The organism is Palaeococcus sp. (in: euryarchaeotes), from assembly GCF_053987695.1.
In genome coordinates this window covers 1-20,631 of sequence record NZ_JBMXHE010000115.1, presented here as the reverse complement: position 1 = coordinate 20,631, position 20,631 = coordinate 1, and the positions used below count along the sequence as shown (strand labels likewise).

At 44.0% G+C, this 20,631-nt stretch carries 27 protein-coding genes; 20 read left to right on the top strand and 7 right to left on the bottom strand.

What is annotated here, in order from left to right; genetic code table 11:
- Positions 1-210 precede the first annotated feature (210 nt).
- A complete protein-coding gene (gene taw2 / locus ACXJGZ_RS08990) occupies positions 211-1,056 on the top strand; it encodes a tRNA(Phe) (4-demethylwyosine(37)-C(7)) aminocarboxypropyltransferase Taw2 (RefSeq protein ID WP_456321914.1) in 846 nt (281 codons plus the stop codon).
- A 33-nt stretch (positions 1,057-1,089) separates the two neighbouring features.
- On the opposite strand, the gene ACXJGZ_RS08985 is transcribed toward taw2, so the two are convergent.
- Positions 1,090-1,968 (bottom strand): DUF8155 domain-containing protein, encoded by an 879-nt coding sequence (locus ACXJGZ_RS08985; protein ID WP_456399085.1) that lies wholly within the window; start codon positions 1,966-1,968, stop codon positions 1,090-1,092.
- Between the two features lie 78 nt (positions 1,969-2,046).
- Here ACXJGZ_RS08985 and ACXJGZ_RS08980 point away from each other — a divergent pair, with 78 nt between their 5' ends.
- Positions 2,047-3,036, top strand: a complete 990-nt coding sequence (locus ACXJGZ_RS08980; RefSeq protein WP_456320800.1) for an AIR synthase family protein — start codon at positions 2,047-2,049, stop codon at positions 3,034-3,036.
- On the opposite strand, the gene ACXJGZ_RS08975 is transcribed toward ACXJGZ_RS08980, so the two are convergent.
- Genes ACXJGZ_RS08975 through sppA form a run of 3 tightly spaced genes read right to left on the bottom strand, consistent with a single transcriptional unit; the run spans position 3,033 to position 5,530 of the window.
- Positions 3,033-4,034, bottom strand: coding sequence for an AI-2E family transporter (locus ACXJGZ_RS08975; RefSeq protein WP_456320799.1), 1,002 nt, complete (start codon positions 4,032-4,034; stop codon positions 3,033-3,035). The two genes, ACXJGZ_RS08980 and ACXJGZ_RS08975, sit on opposite strands and share 4 nt — an antisense overlap.
- Position 4,035: 1 nt before the next feature.
- On the bottom strand, positions 4,036-4,515 hold the full coding sequence (locus tag ACXJGZ_RS08970) for a PH1570 family protein (protein ID WP_456399084.1): 480 nt from the start codon (positions 4,513-4,515) through the stop codon (positions 4,036-4,038).
- Between the two features lie 4 nt (positions 4,516-4,519).
- The gene (gene sppA, locus ACXJGZ_RS08965) at positions 4,520-5,530 is read right to left on the bottom strand and encodes a signal peptide peptidase SppA (RefSeq protein WP_293253089.1); all 1,011 of its coding nucleotides are present in this window, start codon (positions 5,528-5,530) and stop codon (positions 4,520-4,522) included.
- 61 nt (positions 5,531-5,591) lie between these two features.
- Between sppA and ACXJGZ_RS08960 the strand changes: the two genes are divergently transcribed.
- The 4 genes from ACXJGZ_RS08960 to ACXJGZ_RS08945 all read left to right on the top strand — a co-directional run bounded on the left by ACXJGZ_RS08960 (position 5,592) and on the right by ACXJGZ_RS08945 (position 7,892).
- Entirely contained in the window at positions 5,592-6,443 is an 852-nt protein-coding gene (locus tag ACXJGZ_RS08960; RefSeq protein WP_456399083.1) for an energy-coupling factor ABC transporter ATP-binding protein, read from the top strand.
- A gap of 60 nt (positions 6,444-6,503) precedes the next feature.
- A complete protein-coding gene (locus ACXJGZ_RS08955; protein WP_293253033.1) occupies positions 6,504-6,740 on the top strand; it encodes an LSM domain-containing protein in 237 nt (78 codons plus the stop codon).
- Positions 6,741-6,751: 11 nt separating this feature from the next.
- Positions 6,752-6,925 carry a 50S ribosomal protein L37e gene (locus ACXJGZ_RS08950; protein WP_293253036.1) on the top strand — a complete coding sequence of 58 codons (174 nt, stop codon included), beginning with the start codon at positions 6,752-6,754 and terminating at the stop codon, positions 6,923-6,925.
- A gap of 70 nt (positions 6,926-6,995) precedes the next feature.
- Positions 6,996-7,892 carry a zinc ribbon domain-containing protein gene (locus tag ACXJGZ_RS08945; RefSeq protein WP_456320796.1) on the top strand — a complete coding sequence of 299 codons (897 nt, stop codon included), beginning with the start codon at positions 6,996-6,998 and terminating at the stop codon, positions 7,890-7,892.
- On the opposite strand, the gene ACXJGZ_RS08940 is transcribed toward ACXJGZ_RS08945, so the two are convergent.
- From ACXJGZ_RS08940 to ACXJGZ_RS08930, 3 genes are all read right to left on the bottom strand, one after another.
- Positions 7,852-8,910 (bottom strand): NOG1 family protein, encoded by a 1,059-nt coding sequence (locus ACXJGZ_RS08940; RefSeq protein ID WP_456320795.1) that lies wholly within the window; start codon positions 8,908-8,910, stop codon positions 7,852-7,854. The genes ACXJGZ_RS08945 and ACXJGZ_RS08940 overlap by 41 nt on opposite strands.
- 250 nt (positions 8,911-9,160) lie before the next feature.
- Complete coding sequence (locus ACXJGZ_RS08935) at positions 9,161-9,412, bottom strand: DUF504 domain-containing protein (protein ID WP_293253042.1); 252 nt, start codon at positions 9,410-9,412, stop codon at positions 9,161-9,163.
- Between the two features lie 9 nt (positions 9,413-9,421).
- Positions 9,422-10,111, bottom strand: coding sequence for an MBL fold metallo-hydrolase (locus ACXJGZ_RS08930; RefSeq protein ID WP_456320794.1), 690 nt, complete (start codon positions 10,109-10,111; stop codon positions 9,422-9,424).
- 446 nt (positions 10,112-10,557) lie between these two features.
- Between ACXJGZ_RS08930 and ACXJGZ_RS08925 the strand changes: the two genes are divergently transcribed.
- The 14 genes from ACXJGZ_RS08925 to ACXJGZ_RS08860 form a co-directional block, all read left to right on the top strand.
- Complete coding sequence (locus ACXJGZ_RS08925) at positions 10,558-10,854, top strand: Gar1/Naf1 family protein (RefSeq protein ID WP_293253050.1); 297 nt, start codon at positions 10,558-10,560, stop codon at positions 10,852-10,854.
- Positions 10,855-10,860: 6 nt separating this feature from the next.
- A complete protein-coding gene (locus ACXJGZ_RS08920) occupies positions 10,861-11,781 on the top strand; it encodes a transcription initiation factor IIB (RefSeq protein ID WP_293253053.1) in 921 nt (306 codons plus the stop codon).
- A 122-nt stretch (positions 11,782-11,903) separates the two neighbouring features.
- Positions 11,904-14,021, top strand: coding sequence for a methionine--tRNA ligase (gene metG / locus ACXJGZ_RS08915; RefSeq protein WP_456326647.1), 2,118 nt, complete (start codon positions 11,904-11,906; stop codon positions 14,019-14,021).
- 81 nt (positions 14,022-14,102) lie between these two features.
- The gene (locus ACXJGZ_RS08910) at positions 14,103-14,483 is read left to right on the top strand and encodes an ArsR/SmtB family transcription factor (protein WP_456320792.1); all 381 of its coding nucleotides are present in this window, start codon (positions 14,103-14,105) and stop codon (positions 14,481-14,483) included.
- A 24-nt stretch (positions 14,484-14,507) separates the two neighbouring features.
- Positions 14,508-14,798: a MazG nucleotide pyrophosphohydrolase domain-containing protein gene (locus ACXJGZ_RS08905; protein WP_456320791.1), complete on the top strand. Its 291-nt coding sequence runs from the start codon at positions 14,508-14,510 to the stop codon at positions 14,796-14,798.
- Between the two features lie 180 nt (positions 14,799-14,978).
- Positions 14,979-15,428 (top strand): Lrp/AsnC family transcriptional regulator, encoded by a 450-nt coding sequence (locus ACXJGZ_RS08900; protein ID WP_293253094.1) that lies wholly within the window; start codon positions 14,979-14,981, stop codon positions 15,426-15,428.
- 89 nt (positions 15,429-15,517) lie between these two features.
- On the top strand, positions 15,518-16,228 hold the full coding sequence (locus ACXJGZ_RS08895) for a DUF92 domain-containing protein (RefSeq protein WP_456320790.1): 711 nt from the start codon (positions 15,518-15,520) through the stop codon (positions 16,226-16,228).
- A 12-nt stretch (positions 16,229-16,240) separates the two neighbouring features.
- Complete coding sequence (locus ACXJGZ_RS08890; RefSeq protein WP_293253068.1) at positions 16,241-16,768, top strand: ASCH domain-containing protein; 528 nt, start codon at positions 16,241-16,243, stop codon at positions 16,766-16,768.
- Between the two features lie 118 nt (positions 16,769-16,886).
- Positions 16,887-17,171 (top strand): 50S ribosomal protein L44e, encoded by a 285-nt coding sequence (locus tag ACXJGZ_RS08885; RefSeq protein ID WP_293253071.1) that lies wholly within the window; start codon positions 16,887-16,889, stop codon positions 17,169-17,171.
- Between the two features lie 3 nt (positions 17,172-17,174).
- The gene (locus ACXJGZ_RS08880) at positions 17,175-17,372 is read left to right on the top strand and encodes a 30S ribosomal protein S27e (protein ID WP_293253074.1); all 198 of its coding nucleotides are present in this window, start codon (positions 17,175-17,177) and stop codon (positions 17,370-17,372) included.
- 109 nt (positions 17,373-17,481) lie between these two features.
- On the top strand, positions 17,482-18,309 hold the full coding sequence (locus ACXJGZ_RS08875) for a translation initiation factor IF-2 subunit alpha (RefSeq protein WP_456399082.1): 828 nt from the start codon (positions 17,482-17,484) through the stop codon (positions 18,307-18,309).
- On the top strand, positions 18,306-18,479 hold the full coding sequence (locus ACXJGZ_RS08870; RefSeq protein WP_293253079.1) for an RNA-protein complex protein Nop10: 174 nt from the start codon (positions 18,306-18,308) through the stop codon (positions 18,477-18,479). Before ACXJGZ_RS08875 ends, ACXJGZ_RS08870 begins: the two co-directional genes overlap by 4 nt.
- A gap of 5 nt (positions 18,480-18,484) precedes the next feature.
- Positions 18,485-19,267, top strand: a complete 783-nt coding sequence (locus tag ACXJGZ_RS08865; RefSeq protein WP_293253081.1) for a proteasome assembly chaperone family protein — start codon at positions 18,485-18,487, stop codon at positions 19,265-19,267.
- A gap of 48 nt (positions 19,268-19,315) precedes the next feature.
- Positions 19,316-20,631 (top strand): LAGLIDADG family homing endonuclease (locus ACXJGZ_RS08860; protein WP_456399081.1); only part of this gene is annotated, 1,316 nt, incomplete at its 3' end.

The window sequence follows — 20,631 nt, the reverse complement described above, 5'->3', positions numbered from 1 at the left end:
CTCCAAGATTCCAGAGTCTTTTTTAAATATCTTGTTAAACCAAGAACCGCCACCAAAACTCGAGGATTCATCCTCCATAGTACTCTTCTACCTCCGAGTAAGTCTTCATATTTACCTTATCTCAAGTCCTTTTAAGCCTTTCTCATCGCTTTTTGCCGAAATGACGAGAGAGTAAAAATGTTTAAAAAGTCTCTCTTAAACTCCTACGTGATGAGTAGGAGAAGCACCAGGGTAATAAAGCCCCGCATAAGGAAGATTTTAAGCGAAACGCTGCCCAATGAGTTAGTTGATAAACTACCGAAGCGATGGGTTCAGATTGGTGATGTTTTAATTCTTCCTCTTAGGGAAGAACTCCTCCCATATAAGTATGAGATAGCAAAAGTCTATGCTGAAGTCCTCGAGGTTAAGACCGTTCTCAGGAAAGGCTGGATTTTGGGGGAGTTTAGAGAGCCTCACTACGAGATAATTTATGGAAATGACCCAGTAACAATTCATAAGGAGAACGGCATCCTCTACAAGCTCGATGCCTCAAGAATAATGTTCTCTCCCGCCAACGTCAAGGAAAGGGTGAGGATGGCGAGTATAGCAAAGCCAAACGAACTCGTGGTGGATATGTTCGCGGGCATAGGCCATCTCTCACTGCCAATAGCAAAGCACTGTAAGGCGAAGGTAATTGCAATAGAGAAGAGCCCTTACACCTTCCGCTTTTTGGTGGAGAACATAGAGCTCAATGGGGTTCAGGATAGAATGACCGCTTACAATATTGACAACCGCGAGTTCAAGGGCGAAAACATAGCGGACAGAATTTTGATGGGATATGTTATAAGCACGCATGAGTTTATACCAAAAGCCTTGGAGATAGCGAAGGACGAAGCGGTAATCCACTACCACAACACGGTCCCCGAGCGCCTGATGCCTGAAGAACCCTTCGCAACATTCCAAAAAACAGCGAGGGAGCACGGCTACGAGGTTGAGCTTTTAGAGGAGCACGTAATAAAGCGCTATGCCCCAGGAGTTTGGCACGTCGTTCTTGATTTGAGGGTGTTTAAGAAATGAAGTGATGTGTAATCGCGGTTATTATAATGGCTATTATACAATCGTAATCTCAACAATATCCCCCTCTCTAAACTCTCCACCAATGAGCTTTATTCTCTCCTCGTTGCAGTAAAGCCCAATTCCCTTCACTTTTTGGCCATCTACAAAAATTTCAAAATCTGCATTAAAAATTCCAACATCGCTGGGAAGCCTCTCCTCTATGTAAATCTCTTTCCCAAAGATCTCAACTTTATCAAAGCTCTCAAAAACTGCCCCGTAGTGATAATGAGGCAAGCCCCCTTCGAGAGGGGCGTTTTGGAAGGTTAAAGGAGTTAAGCTTTTGCCTGCTTTTCTTAGGGGCTTTAACCAGTAGTAGTTCTCCTTTTTTTCCACAACTTCGAATCTATTTCCTTTAGCTACAGACACGAGCTTAAGGAGCTCTGGTTTAACTGGAAGCCCTCCTCTCGCCCTGTATCTGTCTATACATTCTCTCAACTCAAAGTGCGCGTGTTTATCACTCCAAGGTCTGAAGAAGCCCGAAACCACCAGCTCACCAAATTCATCACCGAGATGGATCTTTTCATTCACCTCAACATTTGGCTTAACATGAAGTACCTTTAAGCAGAAACTCTGTACTTTGAAAATAATTAGGTAATCCTCCCGGATTGGCACGTACTGGGGCGTTCTAATCTTTTTAATTTCCTCAACGACTCCTTCTTCAAAGGGGAAGAGTGCTTTCTCCCTAAAATAAACATCCACTGCGGTTCCCAGACGGTGTGGAGGGTAAGGACTGTTAAAAAAGCTGTATCTGGTATCTTTTGGTATCTCAAATCTCAATCCTCGGATTTTAGCTATCTCCATTTTCATTTCCAAGACCTCAGCGAGAAGTCGGTCATCACCCGTCAGCTCACTCTTGTTCCAATCATCGGTCATTCTAAGCTAGACACTTGGATTTATAGAGTTTGCGGAAGGCTTTTAATCTAAAGGTAGCTATTCATCTCGGCGGTGAAAATGCTTCCGGGTAAGGTTCCACCAGAAAAGCTTAAGGAGATAGTTTTCAATCATTTAGGGGCGGAGGGAGAGAGGGTTTTAATTCCCCCCCGAGTGGGCATAGACGCTTCGGCAATAGATTTTGGGGAACGCATTTTAGTTGCCACCAGCGACCCCATAACAGGCGCTTCAAAGCACATAGGATTCTACGCGGTCAATGTGAATGCAAATGATGTTGCGGTAATGGGGGCGAAACCCAAATGGTTTCTGGCAACCATTCTTCTCCCGGAATATGCCGATGAGGGGCTTTTAAGGGAGATAATGGAAGACTTGGATAGGAGTGCAAAAAAACTCGGAGTTGCAATCATAGGAGGGCATACGGAAATAACCGTTGGACTGGATAGACCCATAGTCCTCGGAACCATGCTCGGAGAAACGACGAAGGATAAACTAATCTCGGCTGCAAATGCCAGGGCAGGCGATAGGATAATTCTCACAAAAGGACTCGCTATAGAGGGAACTTCCATAATTGCAGGTGAAAGGGAGGAGGAACTTAAAAAAGAATTTGGGGATAAATTTGTCGAGGAAGCAAAGGGGTTTCTCTGGAAAATAAGTGTTGTAAAGGATGCGATGATAGCCAGCAGCATAGGCGTTCATGCAATGCATGATCCTACTGAAGGTGGCGTGGCGAACAGCCTCCACGAGATTGCCGATGCATCGAACCTTGGCTTTAGAGTATATTATGATAATATGTTAATCGCAGATGAGACGAAAAAGATATGCGAGTACTTCGATTTAAATCCCCTCGCATTGATAAGCTCCGGGGCTCTTTTAATTTCCGCTTCACCTGAAAAAGCAGGTAAAATTGTGAATGCGCTCAAAAAAGCCGGGATTGAGTCCTCTATAATCGGCGAGTTCATTGACAATCCTGAAAAGAGGGTAATTGTGAAGGAAGGAAAGGAATATCCACTGGAGCAGCCCGAGACGGATGAGGTCTGGAAGCTCTTTTAGCCGGCTTGATAGGTCTCCTCTCTCTCCTTCCATTCCTCTATCAGAGTTTGGAGGACTCCAAGACTCACTGGCCCTATTATGAGTCCCTTAAATCCAAAGGCGAGTATTCCTCCAAAGATTCCAATTAGGGCCACAATAGAGTTTATTCTTGCTCCCTGCGATATGAGCTTAGGTCTAATCGTTATGTCGGGAATAGGGGAGATTAAAGTGGCTCCATAGATTGCAAAGAGGACTCCTCCTAAGATGTGATCCTGATATAGTATCAGGTACAGGGAGCCTCCGAGCCACATGATCCATCCTCCTATGACGGGCAAGAGCTCGAGGACTATGCACAGTACCCCTGCGGCGATTGAACCCGAGACATTTGAAATTCCAAACATAATAAACCCTGCAGCGAGGAATATCCCCTTAATGGTGCTCAGGAGAAGCCATGTTCTTAGAATGGCATTCAAAGTCCTTTCCACTCTTTTTATAAGCGCTTCCCCGAGTTCTCTGTTATCTTGAGGTATAAGTTTGTAGAGCTCCATGTGAAGAAAATCCGCGTTTCTCAGGGATGTATAAAAGATTCCAAGAAACACAACTACCTGGAGGATGAAGAGGGGCAGGGATAAAGTGTAGTTTAATATGGAGCTCTGGATTCTCTGGGAAAGTGATGATGCAAAGGAGTTAATGGTCTCTCCAAGGGATAGAGGGAGCTGAGCCTTTGTTATGAATTCAAGACCCCTCGAGATGTAGATGTACAGGTATGTCAGCGTGCCCCTGAGCCAGAGGGTCACACCTATAGTAGTGCCCACTGCAAGTAAACTCATTAGTAGAGTGAGCAGGATTGCCGAGGTCCCTGGAGAAAACTTTTGGGAAAGCTTTCTGTGGAGTGGAAGAAGAATATAAGCTATGGCAGCACCGAAGATTATTGGAGTTACAAACGGCTCTATGGTTTTCCAGACGAGAAAGAGGACAACGAGAGAGATTGCAAGCCATGCTATGGACTCTCCGTTCATTCTACCACTTCCTCAAATATCTGAGGAGCAGTTCCCTTGCCCTCGGCTTGTTGAAAATGAAGAGCCGCCTTCTTCCCTCATCCAGGATGAAATTTTTGCCCAGAGCAACGATGCCATCTTTGAGCCTGTAGATCTCGCTTTTCCCAAGCTCTTTCAAAATGGACTTTTTCAGATTTTCAGGTGCCTCTATTTTTTCAAGAGCACCCTCAAGCTTGTTCAGGAGGGAGCGGTTTACAAATTTTGTCCTGCCCAGCATGAATTCCTCTCCCTTAACCTCCTCCCCTTCCATGGGAATGCCCCAGAACTCCTTTGCACATTCAAAGGGATATACATATTCCTTCCCGTAATCGGGGAGATAGAGCTCATAGATTATGGCTAGGAGTATTTTCCGGGCGTCGGTCCCGTAATATTCAACTCTCAGGTTAAACCGGCCATCCTCAAATCCATTCTCGTAAACTTCAAGCTCCTCCTCACACTGCACCGGCTCACCCCCTTATGTATGACATGACATATGTGGCGGGCATATATAGAGATGAGCTCTGGTATACTCCGAAATCAACCTTATTTGCATCATAGAACACTACCTTTGCTTTTTCAACCCCCATAAGACCTTCGAGGGATTTTATTGCCGAGTTCATATCCCCCGTTTCATCCACCAGAACCCCTTCAACGTCCTTTGCAAACCAGCTTCTCCCGCTTGCATATTCCTTGGTCGTGTTCATATCGAGGTTCCTCCCCTGACTCACGGCGTTCAAAAAGTCCTCGAAGTACGTGTTGATCATGTCGCTTATCATCTTTCTCTCTTCATCCGTTAAATCCCTCCATTCCCCTCCCATGTCCTTATATTTCCCTGTCTTGAATACGTTCACCTTTATGCCGTTCTGGGCGTAGTTCTGCTCCAGATCGTAGTGAACATAGAGGACTCCTATACTCCCAACGTCTGCAAGGGGATCCGCTATTATCTTATCCGCTGCACATGCGATATAGTATCCCCCGGAATCCGCAAGTGAGCCCGTATAAGCAACCACAGGGACATTGTAACTTAGTTTTTTGAGCTCTTTGTATATGAGCCTCACGGGGCCAACATAACCTCCCGGGCTTTCAATCCACACCAAAACACCGCCTATGCTCTTGTTCTCCTCTACCTCTCTGATCTTTGTTATGACATCTTTAGCCGTGTAATCATCGATGGGCCCCATTATGGGCAGTATTACTATTGTGGCATTTGCTTCAGTTTCCCTCTTCTCTCTGAGTTGGGTTTTTAGATAATCAATTTCGTTCTGAAGTTCGATGATTTTAGCCTGAAGTGCGGTATTGTTGCTCACAACGGTGATGTTTGGCACCTGTACCTCGAAGGCGTATGTTTTGTTCTGCTCTTCAAGGGCTTTTTGGAGTTCTCCTGTCTGCATATAAAGCAAAACGTTAGAAACTATAGCCAAGGCAAGTAAGAGCGTGAGAATGAGGCTCAGATACTTCCACACTTCTTCCTTATCCACACTCACCACCTAAAGTAAATTGTTCTCAATGCTTTTAAACCTTCACCGCTTAGATTAATCCATGTCAGTTATAAGGGTGGAAGGATTAAGCTTCAAATATGCAGGGGCTGATGATTATTCCCTAAGAGATATTAGCTTTAGGGTTAAAAAAGGTGAGTTCGTGGGGATTTTGGGAGCAAGCGGAAGCGGTAAGTCAACCCTCTGTCTGACGTTCAATGGAATAATCCCCCATTCGATAACCGGAGATTTTGAAGGAAATGTTTACGTTAAGGGGTACAATACGAAGGATAAGAGTGTTGCTGAACTTTCCACACTCGTGGGTTTGGTTCTCCAGAACCCCGATTCGCAGCTCTTCAACATGACTGTTGAGGAGGAAATCGCCTTTGGGCTTGAGAATTTGGGTTTGGATGTGGAGGAGATTAAGCGCCGCATTAAATGGGCTTTAAAACTGGCGGGTTTGGAGGGGCTTGAGAATGAATTTCCTCCTAATCTGAGCGGCGGTCAAAAGCAGCGCTTGGCTATAGCGAGCGTTTTGGCAATGAAGCCTGAAGTTCTTGTTTTGGACGAACCAACTTCACAGCTTGATCCTTTAGGACGAGAACAGGTTCTGAGTTTGGTCACACTTCTAAACAAAGAGCAGGGAATTACAACGATAATGGTGGAACACAACACGGACTATCTTTTAAACTTCGCTGATAGGGTTATCATAATGCACAAAGGCGAGATAATACTGGAGGGAAAGCCTAGGCAGGTTTTTGAGGAGGTTGAGTTCCTAGAGAATCTTGGTATAAAAATACCAACGAGCGTTAAGATAGGGTATCGCCTGAAGAGGGAAGGGCACATCAACACGGCATCTCTCAATGAAAGAGAAGTTATTGAAGAACTGAAGAGGATTTTAGGGAAAGAGTTATAAAGCCTTTTTCCAGTTATTGATGTGAACAAACTATCTTTGGTTATTTGGGAGGGAAGAAGAATGGCGGAAAGACCACTTGATGTTATCCACAAGTCACTTGAGAAGGACGTTTTAGTGCTCCTGAAGAGAGGGTTGGAAGTTAGAGGTAAGCTTAAGGGTTATGATATTCACCTGAATATAGTATTGGCTGATGCTCAACTCGTCGAGAATGGGGAGATTGTGAAGAGCTACGGGCGCATTGTAATTAGGGGAGACAACGTTTTGGCGATTTCCCCTGTTGATTACGAAACTGAGTGAGGTGGACGCTCATGGGAAGCGGAACAGCTACAATGGGGCAGAGGAATAAGAAGGAGACCCACATCAGGTGCAGGAGATGCGGTAGAAAATCCTTTAACAGGAAGAAGGGCTACTGCGCTGCATGCGGCTTTGGAAGGAGCAGCAGGATGAGGAAGTACAGCTGGTCAAGGAAGCACAGGAAGTGATTCTCCTTTTGTTTTATCTTTCTGCTAGTCTTATATACCATGAGCCCCAACATTTAATTGGTGGGACTTGATGGAGTATTCTCGGGCTGAAAAAATCTTAGCAAGTCTTTTTGTGGTTTTTCTCATCATAGCAAGCATAAACTTTTTGAGGGAGCTGGAAAAAGTTCCGGCTCGTCCAAATTATGATTATTATCAGGCAAAATATGGGATTAAGCCACTTCTTGAAAATCAAAGCCGGCTCATGAGTCTTGATAGGGATCTCCTCAAAGTTTACCAGAGCGCTCAAGAAAACCTTACGGAAGCTGAGAGGGTTTACACCTTTAAGAGAGAGGAGTACAGGGTGGCGCTGGAAAGTGGAAATGCAACGGAGAAGCTTAAGACTGAATACATGAATGCCAAGGAAGGATATGAGAATGCCTATATAAGATATCTGGGAGCAAAAAGCGCCTATGAAAAAGTTCATCAGGAGCTGGAGGAGCTGAGTGCCCAGATAAACCAGCTCTCACAAAGAGCCGGTGAGGAATATGGGAGGGCATATGACATCTACAGACTGAAAATCCTGGCTTTAAAGCTTCTCTTCACACTCCCGGTATTTGTGGCGTCCTTCTTCCTCTTTAGACGTTACAAGAACATATATGTCCTCTCATTGATATCCTATTCATCCCTTCTCCTAATATACCTCATTCTCTCCACCATATGGAGCACGGTTCAGGTAATAGGGCTAAGCCTCTTCGGGGCGGGAGCTTCAATTGCGGCACTTTACTATTTGAGAAAGGAGTACTTAAAGCCCGAGAGGGTTTACAGGCGCCGGATAGCTCAAAACAAGTGCTACAACTGTGGTTTTCCAATAAAAGATGATTATATTGTTTGTCCGAACTGTGGAGCGAAGCTCAAAGAAAAATGCGAGAAATGTGGGGCAATGAAGCCTATCCATCTAGACTTCTGCCCGTATTGCGGAGGACAATAGCCTCCATCTCTGGTTTTATTATCTCAATTAGCCTCTTCTTCAATTCTTCGATTCCCTCTCCTTCCTTTGCAATTATTCTGATCGGCTCTATTCTCATACCTCTCAGGAAGCTCTCCACCTTCTGAATCTTCTCCTCATCTGCTATGTCCGTCTTGTTGAGCACCACTATAAATGGGAACTCTCGGAACTCCTCGTATATCTCCTTAAAGAGGTGCATTTGATCCCCTACTGGATAGCCGCAGTACTCAGATGGATCAAAGATATAAATTATAACTTTCCCTAGGTGCTTTAGAGCTAGAATTGCCTGCCTCTCTATTTCATTGCGCTCGCTTAAAGGCCTGTCCAGAAGCCCCGGAGTATCAATTACTTGATACTTGAGCCAGTGCTCCTCAAACTGTCCAACATTTATTCCTTTCGTCGTAAATGGGTAGCTCGCCACTTCGGGCTTCGCATTTGTGAGCTGCCTAAGAAGCGTTGATTTTCCCACGTTGGGGTGCCCCGCTATGACTATGGTCGGAAGATTGAGATCTATCACGGGTAAATCCTTCAGGACATTCCTGGCTTTGTTGAGATACTCGAGGTTGTCGCCTATGTCCTTTATTATGCTTGCCGCCCTTCCGTAAAACTGCCTTCTGAGCTTTGAGATTTCATTTGTATCTCTCGAGTATCTTATTTTTTCAACATACCTGTCTTCTAGGGTTTTTAGGGTTTTAATAGCCCAGTTTATTGATGCAAGTGACCTGTGAAAGGTATTCCTGTCCACCAGAGTATCGAGAAGTTCGCGGTAGAAGGGGGGCAAGGTGGAAACTCCAGGAGTTCTATCGAGGATCTTCTTTAGGTTATCCCTCAATACCTGTGAGACGGTTCTAATCCTAAGCTCCTCCCTCTCTCTCGCTTTGTAAAGGGGTTTTCCCCTCGGAGTTGCAGCAGAAGCTGCTTTTTCAGCTCTTCTAAAGGCTTTATCAATGAGCTCATCAGCAAAAAGCACGGTGGGCATTTTTTCAAAGGGATTCTTCATCTCACTCACCTCTTACATCTACATCTTTTTCTCGCCGGTACTGGATTTTCGGAAGGGTTTTTAAATGTGTTGATTGCACTTTTCATACTGTCAGGATAAGCTACTTATGATTAGGAGGATAAGACCACACCACTATCAGCCTACCACACTTATCCCGCTTTTCATACTGCCGGTATAATTTTGGCACCCCTCCTGAAGCCATTCAATCACATTATCAAGCTCAAGCGACTCATGACATTTCTCATACACCCTAAAGGTGTTGATTGCGTTTTTCCCATACAACCTTTCCATCCTTTCTCATAACCTTAAGGATACGATGGTAAGGGATCTGGGCATCTTCTATAAAAAAATAGCCATGTCCTAGGGTGATGTACTTCACGGGAATTTTCTTCACGTTTCCAAAGGCACCCCTGTGCTCTATTATGATGAAGTAATCTTCCTCATCCTCCCGCGGGTCGTATTTAATCTTTGATAGAACCTCTTTAACGAAACCTTTTCTCATAAATACACCTCATAAATAGTGTTCTATTAGGGCTTTGATCTTCTCCATGTTTTCATCCCAGTGCTGTATTATCCTTCCATGGCCCGGCAGTCCTATATACACATCCATACTCTTCAATCGGTTTATGGAGTCCAATAACTGCCAGAAATTGCCCGTTGGAAGGTCCGTTCTTCCAACACTCTCATAAAAAATCGTATCCCCTGTAAAGAGCAGCTTTTCTTTGGGTTCATACAGGCATATGCTCCCTTGAGTATGCCCCGGGGTGTGCATCACTTTGAACTCGAGGGAGCCTACCTTTAAGGTATCCCCCTCTTCAAGCTTTATGTCCACTTTATGAGGATTATACTTCTTTCCGTGATAGTAAGATAGGATTATCCTATCCTCGCTATTTTCCAAGGTTTTTGAAGTATTGCTGTGGGAAGCAAAGCGAACTTTGATTCCCCTGTTCTCAAAATACTTCTTCCATACCAGGTTCCCGCCAACGTGATCAAAGTGCTCGTGAGTGTTCAGTATCACCATTCTCTCTACACCTTCTAGATATCCCTCCCTTTCCAGGGTATCCTTATAAGGTTCAAATATGCTTCCTGTCCCGGTATCGATCATTAAGCCTTCATTTCCATCTCTGATGATGTAAATATTCGAATCAAAGCTCAAACCTTTCAACATAACCGTATTGGGTGGGATCTCAACTGGAATCATTTTCCATCACTTCATACTCTTATTAGGTGAAGGGCTTAAATAATTAAGCATGGAGCACACTTTGACAGAACGTCCTCTATCAGGGTGTGTGCCATTTAAATTCCTGATCTCATCTAAAGAAAGAGAATCCAAACGGCAAATATTTATTCGCTAAAGATCCCACGAGTGCAGATTAAAGGAGCATACGAGAAGTTTCGGTCTCTTGGAATCCAATGAATGCTTGAACTGTTCTCAGAAGGTAACAAAATCTGCGACAGCACTTAAAACCTATGGAGAAAGGAGTTTCATTGTGAAACTATGGCGGTATATTTATCTTCTAACTTTTCTTTTATTTTGCTGCCTATATATAAGTATTGCCCCAAATTTTTACCTTGCCACGATGTAAAAGGAAAGATTTATAAATAAAAAAGCGAAAAACTTAAAAGTGATTTTGTCGGGGTGGGGGCATGAAACGTTTGGGCAAGGTTTCTCATTATGCTAAGCAAGGCTTTTTGATAGTGCGCTCAGATTGGGTGCCATCTCTGAATGATGTCATTGTTGACAGGGATCTTAAAGTTGTCGGTATTGTGAAGGATGTTTTTGGTCCTGTTAAAATGCCCTATGTGGCGGTAAAGCCAAGAATTAAGAAGCCCGAGGGATATCTGGGCACCATCTTGTATGTGGATACTAGAAAGAGGCCCAAGAAGGAAGGCAGAAAACGCGGGAAGGGTGTGAGGAGATCCCGCCCCAAAAAGAGGGGGTGATATATTTTGGTTTCAGCCGAAGACGTTAAGAAATGTCCTATTTGTGGGAGTGAAAAGTTAATTTACGACCCCGAGAGGGGTGAAATAGTTTGTGCTAAATGCGGCTATGTTGTTGCTCAGAACATAGTGGACAGCGGTCCTGAATGGAGGGCGTTTGATGCTGACCAGAGGGCTAGGAGAGGAAGGGTTGGTGCCCCTGTTACCTATACGATCCACGACAAAGGACTCTCCACGATGATAGACTGGCGTAATAAAGACATTCACGGTCATGACATCTCATCAACAACGAGAGCTCAAATGTATCGTTTGAGGAAGTGGCAGAGGCGTATAAGGGTTTCCGATGCGGCAGAACGTAACCTCGCCTTCGCTCTAAGCGAACTCGATAGAATGGCTTCCCAGCTTCAGCTTCCGAGAAACCTTAAGGAAATGGCTGCAGTTCTCTATAGAAAAGCTGTTATGGAGCATCTTATAAGAGGGCGCTCAATTGAGGGGGTAACCGCTGCCTGTCTTTATGCAGCATGCAGGATGGCGAAGATTCCAAGAACTCTGGATGAGATTGAAGAGGTAGCTAGGGTTGACAAAAAGGAAATTGGAAGAAGTTACCGTTTTATAGCAAGAGAGCTTAATCTAAAGCTTCCCCCGACCAATCCGATTGACTACGTTGGAAGATTCGCTGATCAGCTGGGATTGAGCGAGAGAACCAAGAGGAAAGCGATAGAAATCCTGAAACAGGCGGTTAAGAGAGGACTTACAAGCGGAAGGGGTCCGATGGGTGTTGCAGCTGCGGCTTTGTATATAGCGAGTGTTTTGGAAGGGGAAAAGAGAACGCAGAGAGAAGTGGCTGAGGTAGCCCACGTTACAGAAGTTACCGTTAGAAACAGGTACAAGGAACTTGTGGAAAAGCTTGGAATAAAGCTGAATATCTGATTTTCTCCTCTCATTTTATGCATAGTTATACATATTTATTGCCAGCAGAAATAACTAACCGTAATGTTTAAATCCAAAAAGTCCTTATACCCATAAAAATCCAATCTTTTGGGGGTGAAAAGGTGAGGTACACGGTGACATCAGCACTGCCCTATGCCAACGGACCAATACATGCCGGACATTTGGCGGGGGCATATCTTCCAGCGGATATATTTGTGCGCTATTTAAGGCTCAAAGGGGAAGATGTCGTTTTTATATGCGGAACGGATGAGCATGGAACACCGATTACATTTAGAGCTCTAAAAGAGGGAAAGAGCCCCAGGGAGATAGTGGACTACTATCATGAACACATAAAGACTACTTTTGAGAGAGCCAAGATAAGCTTTGACTATTTTGGGAGAACTGAATTACCTGTTCACTATCGTATAAGCCAGGAATTCTTCTTAAAAGCGCTTGAGAATGGATATTTGGTTAAAAAAATGGAGAAACAGGCTTACTGTGAGCATGATAAAATGTTCCTTCCTGATAGATATGTTATTGGGACCTGCCCCTACTGTGGTGCTGAAGAGCAAAGGGGAGACCAGTGTGAGGTTTGCGGGCACCCATTAACGCCCGAGAAGCTCATAAATCCGAGATGCAACATATGTGGGGGCTCAATCACATTCAAAGACTCTGCTCACTATTATATCAAGATGCAGGAGTTTCAGGCTAGGCTTAAAGAGTGGATTGAGAAGAATGAACACTGGAAGTCAAACGTTAGGAACACGGTTTTAGGATGGATTAATGAGGGATTAGAGGAGAGAGCAATAACCCGGGATCTAAACTGGGGGATACCTGTTCCTCTGGACGAGGAAGATGTTAAAGGGAAGGTTCTTTATGTGTGGTTTGAGGCCCCTATAGGCTATATCTCAATAACAATAGAACACTTCAAACGCTTGGGGGAGCAGGACAAGTGGAAAAAGCACTGGTTGAAGGGTTATGATGGTGAAACAAGGATTATACACTTCATTGGGAAGGATAACATTCCCTTCCATGCAATCTTCTGGCCCGCCTTTCTCCTGAGCTACGGAGAGTTCAAAGATGAAAAAGGGAAATTTGATTGGCTGTTGCCCTATGATGTGCCAGCCAATGAATATCTGAAGCTTGAAGGAAAGAAGTTCTCCACAAGTAGAAACTGGGCCATATGGGTTCATGAGTTTTTGGATGAGTTTCCGGCTGACTATTTAAGATACTACCTCACCGCAATAATGCCGGAAACCAGGGATAGCGACTTCAACTTTGCGGATTTCAAATCCAAGATCAACGATGAGCTCGTGAACAATCTGGGAAACTTCGTTCACAGGGCATTGACATTCGCCAACAGGTACTTTGATGGAAAAGTGCCCGAAAGGGGAGAGCTGGACGATCTGGATAAGGAAGCCTTCGAAGAAATAGAGCGAACCTTCAAGGATGTGAGTGAGCTCATATTGAACTATCGCTTTAAAGACGCCTTGAAGAGAGTAATGGAACTATCAGCATTTGGCAATAGATATTTCGACTACAGGAAACCATGGAAAACTGCCAAGACTGACAGGGCAAGAACCGCCACAACGGTGAACGTTTCCCTCCAGATAGTGAAGGCACTGGGGATAGTGCTCGAGCCCTTCCTACCTGATGCGAGTGAAAAGATCTGGCATCTTCTCAATCTTGAAGAGGTGAAAGTGTGGAGATTCAGACCGCTGAAGGAAGGTCATGGAGTGAGAAAGGCGGAGATTTTGTTTAGAAAGGTTGAGGATGAACAGATAAAGAATTACATAATTAAATACTTCCCTGAAAATGCGGTTAAAGATTTGTTGAGGAAGTATTTCCCCAGGGATTATAAAGAACTTTTGAAAGGAAAGAAGGAGAAGAAAAAGGTTGAGGAGGAGAAAACTATGGGTTATATCAAGTTTGATGAATTTGCCAAAGTTGATTTGAGGGTCGGGAAGATAGTGGAGGTCAGCGACCATCCAAATGCAGACAAACTCTACCTCGTTAAGGTTGACCTCGGAGACGAAGTAAGACAGCTGGTCGCAGGATTGAAGAAATACTATAAACCTGAGGAGCTCCTAAACCATTATGTAATAGTCGTTACAAATTTGGAGCCCAAGAAGCTCCGCGGTGTGGAAAGTCAGGGAATGCTTCTGGCAGCAGATGATGGGGAAAATGTTTCGCTGCTGTTGCCTGATAGGGAGATTAAGCTCGGAGCGAGAATTAGATGATCTCCCTTTTTTCTTTGGAATCAAGCTTCACATGAAAATTTTTATATAGCACAAACGAACTCTATTATTTTAGGTGATAGCATGAAGATTGGAGAGCTTATAGAGAAGTTGAATGAAAGGCAAAAGAAGACTGTACAGCGCTGTTTGGAAATGTGCAAACTTATGGACGTTAATGAGGAGATTGAGCTTGAGATCGATAATGAAACTGTTAGATTCTTAAAGGTCATATCAAATCCACTAAGACTCAGTATTCTCAAGATGCTGAGGGATAGATGGCTGTGCGTTTGTATAATCGCTGAGGGACTGGAACAGGATCAAACTTTAATAAGTCATCATCTGCGCTCTCTCAAGGAGATGGATTTGGTTTATGAAAGGAGGGAGGGCAAGCTGAAGTTCTATAGGACCAATACAGAGAACCTCTCTAAGTACTTGGAAAAGCTTTCAAGCGACTTTAGAATTTAATTCCCTCTTTTTTGGGTGATTCCTATGAATGAACTTCAAAAAGAAGTTGATGCCCTTGTAAAAGACTTTGGAGGGTACTGGAAACCATTTGAGATGCTGGCTGCACTTTTGGAGGAATTGGGAGAGTTCTCGGATGAGCTGCTGAAATTCGAGCGGGTCAAAGGAGAAGGGAATATAGAAAAGCTCGAAGAGGAGCTTGGGGACGTTCTATTTGCCCTGATGTGCATTGCAAATTATTATGACCTTAATGTTGAAGAAGCCGCCCGTAAGAGTATACTCAAATACAGGGAGAGAGACAGGGAGAGATGGAAGTAGCTACTTATATCAATTTCGGGTAGTATATAACAACATGTCATTTTACTTCTCACCCTATCCCAGAATTAAAAGAACTCATATGCTGTTATGTGTTATATTTTACAAAACTATTCCAGAAGTTTGGAGAATATACGAAACCTTTTTATATTCTCATATCTCTAAAAAATTTAGGTGATTGCTGTGAGAGGCAAAATAGATAAGATGGACATTCAGCTTATAAAACTGCTAGCTAAAAACTCGAGATTAACATACAAAGAGCTTGCTGAGATTTTGAGAACAACAAGGCAGAGGATATCGAGAAGGATGGAGAAACTTGAGAGAATCGGAGCAATCAAGAAATACACGGTTATCCCTGATTTTGACAGGCTTGGATACATCTACATGATCATAGGTATTACAATAAAACCCGGAATTCCCATGGAGCCTGTAATTGAAAAACTGAAAATGGAAGAAAATGTGAAAATCATTGAGAGAGCGGTTGGCTCGCACAACCTCGTTATACACATGGTGGCACCGAAGGAGATGAAGGAGATTGAGAAGAGAATCAATGATCTCTCCTCAAAGATAGAGGGAATCGACAAGATGGATATAACCTTCATCACGGACATCGTTAAGTTTGAGATTCTGTGATTTTCCTTTTTCGTCAATTATCGAGGGAAAGGGTAATAAACCAAACTGTTTTATAGGAGGTAAAAATCAGTTACTCTGGAGGCATTCAAATGATTCTCATTGATGTGGCAGCACTCACGGGAGCGGCACTCTTAGTTTACAAAAGAAAGGCTTTGGATATGAAGGGTGTAATTGCTGCGTTCTTTGTGGGTTTAGTCACCCTTGAACTCGGCGGAATTATTCCATTTCTGGCTCTAGCAGCTTTTCTTGGAATTGGGACTCTGGCTACAAAATACCGCTATTCTGAGAAAGCCAAGCTTAGAATTGCTGAGGGGAAGAGAGGAACTAGGAGCTGGGGAAATGTTTTAGGCAATGGGTTGATGGCTGTAATTTTAATAATAGTCGAGCATATGACAAAACAGGATGTAATTTGGATAGCAGCACTGAGTTCCATAGCTACGGCGAATGCGGATACCCTAGCCAGCGAACTTGGGAAGATCTTCGGGAAGAACCCGCGCTTAATAACGAATTTGAAAGAGAAGGTTAGAGCAGGTACTAATGGAGGGGTTACAATTCAGGGTGAGATCTTTGCGCTTTTAGGAGCTTTAACAATCGCATTGATTACACTCCCAATGTTCCAGAATAAAGGAGTCGCCTTGATTTCCATAACTCTGGGAGGATTTTTGGGATGCAATGCCGACAGCATAATAGGGGCAACAATTGAAAATAGGGGATGGTTCAACAACGATTTGACTAACTTTGCTGCCACAGTTGTAGGGGCGGTGTTTGGAGCTTTAATATTCCTCGCTTTCGGCGGCTGAGAGTGAGGAGCCATGTATCATGTTATAGCGCTTCATCAGGTTTACGGTGAGCTGATTTTTAGAGGATTGAAAATTCATGAGATAAGGCGCTCGAATAGGTTTAAAGAAGGAGATACTGTTTTTCTCTATATTGCCAGAGGGAATCCTCTCATTTTGAGGAGGGCCCTCCAAAGACTGGGATTGGATGAGGAGCAGACTCTCACTGTGAGGGGCACCATCGCTGGAGGATTTGAAGTTGGTGAAATCATAAAAGCGGATTTTGAGACGTTATGGGATATAACAAAGGATACCAGCGGATTAGTTATTGCCCACGGACGGGATGAGGGTAAAGAATGGCTCAGGCAGTATGTTGGAGATTTTGGGTATGCATTCACCATAGAAAAACCCTTCCTTCTGAAGGAGCCTTTTACACGGGAGGAGATGAGGGAAAAATATAATATTCCTGTGGAAGGTATCATACACCTATCGAGCGGATCGAGGAGGGAATGGGTTAGACGGCTTTTTGAGGATCTTCTGGGGAGGGATATCCTTTTCGTATGAGATATCAAAATCCAAAAACTTTTAAAGGGTTCAAGCTTAGGGGTTTTCGAACTATCACAGGTTCATTGCTCAGGGGTGTCCGTAGGGAGCCCACTGGGCTATCTCTGGAGGTGGAAGAATGAAGTTTCCAAAGAAGATAAGGACATACTGCCCTTACTGTAAGAAGCACACTATCCATAAGGTCGAAAAGGTTAAGAAGAGGCAGAGAAGCGAGCTTAAAGCAGGTCAGAGGCGCTTTAGGAGGATTACCAAAGGATACAAAGGTTTCCCAAGGCCAAAACCAGAGGGGAGAGAAAAGCCAGTCAGAAAGCTTGACCTCAGATACAGGTGCACGGAGTGCGGTAAGGCGCATATAAAGGGACAGGGATTTAGGGTTAAGAAGTTTGAGTTCGTGGAGGTGTGATGCATGGAGCTCCCAAAGGGACTTATCCCAATGCCAAACTCGAGGTTCATAAAGGTCAAGTGCATTGACTGCGGAAACGAGCAGATAGTCTTCAACAAGCCTGCCACAAAGGTTAGGTGCCATGTCTGCGGTGCTACACTCGTAGAGCCAACGGGTGGAAAGGGAATTATTAAAGCCAAAATCGTTGAGGTTTTGGAGTGATTCCTCCTTTTATCTTCTTATGTGCCCGGACGATTAATTTTTAAACTTCAACTCCTTTGATATTCTTGGGTATATGGAGTATAGAATAAAAAAATTGGAGATGGTGGAAATGCCGAGGAAGAGTAGAGAATATCCTGAAGAGGGAGAATTTGTTATTGCCACGGTTAAAAACATACAGAATTACGGAGCATTCCTCTCATTGGATGAATATCCTGGAAAGGAGGGCTTCATGCACATAAGTGAGGTCGCCCCTACCTGGGTCAGGAATATCAGGGACTACATAAAGGAGGGGCAGAAGATAGTTGCCAAGGTCATAAGGCTCGACCCCTCCAGGGGACATATAGATTTGAGCCTTAAACGCGTGAACCAGCAGCAGAGGAAAGCCAAACTTCAGGAGTTTAAGAGAGCACAGAAGGCGGAGAAGCTCCTTGAGATGGTGGCACAGAAAATTGGCAAGACCTATGAAGAGACATGGAGGGAAGTATGGGTTCCTCTGGAGCAGGAGTATGGGGAGGTTTATGCTGCTTTTGAGGATGCAGCTCAGAACGGAAAGGAAGTTCTTGAGGATCTGGTCCCTGGGGAATGGCTTGAACCTCTCTACGAGATCATAATCAACAATGTTGAGGTTCCAAGGGTCACAATTGATGCGGAGCTTGAGATAACCGTACCAACTCCGAACGGGGTGGAAATTATTAGAGAAGCCTTGATAAGGGCGAGGAACAGAATAAATGAAATTGAGGATATAGATGCTAAAATCGTTTATGTCGGCTCTCCAAAGTACAAAATAGACATTACAGCACCGGATTATATAACTGCTGAGAGGGTTATGGAAGACATAGCGGGTGAAATAATGAATGTTATAAAGAATGCCGGTGGAGAAGCCACGTTCATAAGGAAGGAGAGAAGAATAAAGAAAATAAAGAGGAGAGAGGCATGAGATGGCGCATTAGAAAATGCCCAGGATGCGGGCGTTATACTCTCAAAGAAACCTGTCCCGTTTGTGGTAACGAGACAAAAATAGCTCATCCTCCAAAGTTCTCCCCTGAAGATCCCTACGGAGAGTACCGGAGGAGGCTTAAGAGGGAGCTTTTGGGAATAGGAAGGTGAATGATATGAAAGAGAGTGTTATTGTGGTTTATGAAAGACCTGAGTTAAAAGACCCAATATTTATTGAAGGTCTGCCTGGCATAGGACTCGTTGGCAAACTGGCAGCTGACCACCTTATTAAGGAACTCAATGCCAAGAAATTCGCCGAGTTATACTCGCCGCACTTCCTTCATCAGGTCTTAGTTAAAAAAGACTCAACGGTCGATTTGATGAAAAATGAGTTCTATTACTGGAAAGGTGGAGAAGAATACAGGGATATAATCATTATAACTGGAGACACCCAAGTTCCCCCAACGGACAGCTACGGACACTTTGAAGTCGTGGGAAAGATGCTTGATTTTGTTGGGGAATTCGGGACGAAAGAGATAATAACCATGGGTGGTTTCCAGGTTCCCGAACTCCAGGGAGAGCCCAAGGTTCTTGGTTCCGTAACTCATGTGGAGCTCAAGGAGAGGTATAAGGACTTGCCCATAATCTTCAGAGAGGATGAAGGGGGAGCCATTGTAGGAGCAGCGGGTCTACTCTTGGGAATTGGGAAACTCAGAGGAATGCGAGGAATTTCGCTTTTGGGAGAGAGCCTAGGCTACGTCGTAGATGCCAAAGCGGCTAAAGCCGTTTTAAGCGTCGTTGCCAGAATCTTGGGAATTGAGATAGACATGAGCGCCCTTGATGAGAGGGCTAAAGAGACGGAGGAAATCCTCAAGAAGGTTCAGGAAATGCAGAGAGCAATGTTCGAGCAGCAAATGCCGCAGCCTACCGGGGAAGAGGAAGATAGGGGATACCTCTAATCCCCTTTAATTTTGAGGTGTTCCAGCGAACGGTTTGAAGGTGTTCCAATGAATGTGGATGCCGATCTCCATATCCACTCCCGCTATTCTAAAGCCGTTTCGAAGCTCATGACGATTCCAATGCTGGCTGAGAATGCAAAGTTCAAAGGTCTTCACATAGTGGGCACGGGAGACATTTTAAATCCACAATGGGAAGAAGAGCTTTTAAAATACACTCGGAAGGTTGAGGAAGGCACTTATGAGCGCAGGGGAATTAGATTCCTCCTTACAGCTGAAGTTGAAGATGCTAAGAGAGTCCATCATGTGCTGATTTTCCCGAGCATTGATGCAGTTAGAGAGATGCGTGAGAGATTAAAGCGCTATTCTAGTGATATAGAAAGCGAGGGAAGGCCCCATCTGAGCTTAACTGGAGCTGAAATTGCTGACTTAGCTAACGAGTTGGACGTTTTAATCGGCCCGGCACATTGCGTACCCCCTGATACCCTTTTGTTCTTGAAGGATGATATTAAAAAAATTAACCAAGTTAAAGAGGGGGATAAAGTATTAACTCATAAAGGGAGGTTTAAGGGGATAACAAAAATATACAAGCGAAGACATGTTGGTAATATCTTAAAAATCAAAGTCCGATATCTCCCAGAACCGATAGTTCTAACCGAGGAGCATCCAGTATATGCGATTAGGACGCATTCCGCCTGCCATGGGGTGCATGGGATATGCAAGCCTACGTGTAAAAGACAATTTTCAATGCAAAAGAGGGGAAGGAGATGCAGGAAATATTACGAATCCTATAAGCCCGAGTGGATTATGGCCAAAGATTTAAAAGTTGGAGATGTTATTATCTTCCCAGTCGTAAAGGATATTGTGGACATAGAGAAAATCTCTTTAAGACAGTTCATAGATAGTGTTGCATCAAACCACTGGAAAAAGGAAATTCCTGACGAAATAGAGGTTTCAAAGGAATTTTGCAGGCTTGTTGGGTATTTCCTTGCAGAAGGCAGTTGTTTTAGGGATGGTATAACATTTTCGCTGAGTGAAGATGAAGAGGAGATAATAGAAGACATAACAATGCTTGTCGAAAAGATCTTTGGTATTAAACCCTCCATCAGAGACGACAGCCGGGGAAAAGGATATGAGCTAAAAATCTACAGTAGAGTTTTAAGAAACTTCTTTGGTGAAATGTTCTATATAAAAGACAAGGAGAAAAGAGCGTGGAACAAAAAACTTCCTCAGGAATTCCTTTATCTCCCACCGGAGAAACAACTTGAAATATTTCTTGGATGGTGGAAAGGGGATCGGGGAGTAACCACTTCGAGGATTCTAATGAATCAACTGAATATCGTGGCTATGAGAAACGGTTTCATATT

Bases quoted from the DNA above. Each gene is read 5' to 3' on its own strand.
- taw2 (WP_456321914.1), top strand. From the start codon at position 211: ATGAGTAGGAGAAGCACCAGGGTAATAAAGCCCCGCATAAGGAAGATT.
- ACXJGZ_RS08985 (WP_456399085.1), bottom strand. From the start codon at position 1,968: ATGACCGATGATTGGAACAAGAGTGAGCTGACGGGTGATGACCGACTT.
- ACXJGZ_RS08980 (WP_456320800.1), top strand. From the start codon at position 2,047: ATGCTTCCGGGTAAGGTTCCACCAGAAAAGCTTAAGGAGATAGTTTTC.
- ACXJGZ_RS08975 (WP_456320799.1), bottom strand. From the start codon at position 4,034: ATGAACGGAGAGTCCATAGCATGGCTTGCAATCTCTCTCGTTGTCCTC.
- ACXJGZ_RS08960 (WP_456399083.1), top strand. From the start codon at position 5,592: ATGTCAGTTATAAGGGTGGAAGGATTAAGCTTCAAATATGCAGGGGCT.
- ACXJGZ_RS08955 (WP_293253033.1), top strand. From the start codon at position 6,504: ATGGCGGAAAGACCACTTGATGTTATCCACAAGTCACTTGAGAAGGAC.
- ACXJGZ_RS08950 (WP_293253036.1), top strand. From the start codon at position 6,752: ATGGGAAGCGGAACAGCTACAATGGGGCAGAGGAATAAGAAGGAGACC.
- ACXJGZ_RS08945 (WP_456320796.1), top strand. From the start codon at position 6,996: ATGGAGTATTCTCGGGCTGAAAAAATCTTAGCAAGTCTTTTTGTGGTT.
- ACXJGZ_RS08940 (WP_456320795.1), bottom strand. From the start codon at position 8,910: ATGAAGAATCCCTTTGAAAAAATGCCCACCGTGCTTTTTGCTGATGAG.
- ACXJGZ_RS08935 (WP_293253042.1), bottom strand. From the start codon at position 9,412: ATGAGAAAAGGTTTCGTTAAAGAGGTTCTATCAAAGATTAAATACGAC.
- ACXJGZ_RS08930 (WP_456320794.1), bottom strand. From the start codon at position 10,111: ATGATTCCAGTTGAGATCCCACCCAATACGGTTATGTTGAAAGGTTTG.
- ACXJGZ_RS08925 (WP_293253050.1), top strand. From the start codon at position 10,558: ATGAAACGTTTGGGCAAGGTTTCTCATTATGCTAAGCAAGGCTTTTTG.
- ACXJGZ_RS08910 (WP_456320792.1), top strand. From the start codon at position 14,103: ATGAAGATTGGAGAGCTTATAGAGAAGTTGAATGAAAGGCAAAAGAAG.
- ACXJGZ_RS08905 (WP_456320791.1), top strand. From the start codon at position 14,508: ATGAATGAACTTCAAAAAGAAGTTGATGCCCTTGTAAAAGACTTTGGA.
- ACXJGZ_RS08895 (WP_456320790.1), top strand. From the start codon at position 15,518: ATGATTCTCATTGATGTGGCAGCACTCACGGGAGCGGCACTCTTAGTT.
- ACXJGZ_RS08890 (WP_293253068.1), top strand. From the start codon at position 16,241: ATGTATCATGTTATAGCGCTTCATCAGGTTTACGGTGAGCTGATTTTT.
- ACXJGZ_RS08885 (WP_293253071.1), top strand. From the start codon at position 16,887: ATGAAGTTTCCAAAGAAGATAAGGACATACTGCCCTTACTGTAAGAAG.
- ACXJGZ_RS08880 (WP_293253074.1), top strand. From the start codon at position 17,175: ATGGAGCTCCCAAAGGGACTTATCCCAATGCCAAACTCGAGGTTCATA.
- ACXJGZ_RS08875 (WP_456399082.1), top strand. From the start codon at position 17,482: ATGCCGAGGAAGAGTAGAGAATATCCTGAAGAGGGAGAATTTGTTATT.
- ACXJGZ_RS08870 (WP_293253079.1), top strand. From the start codon at position 18,306: ATGAGATGGCGCATTAGAAAATGCCCAGGATGCGGGCGTTATACTCTC.
- ACXJGZ_RS08865 (WP_293253081.1), top strand. From the start codon at position 18,485: ATGAAAGAGAGTGTTATTGTGGTTTATGAAAGACCTGAGTTAAAAGAC.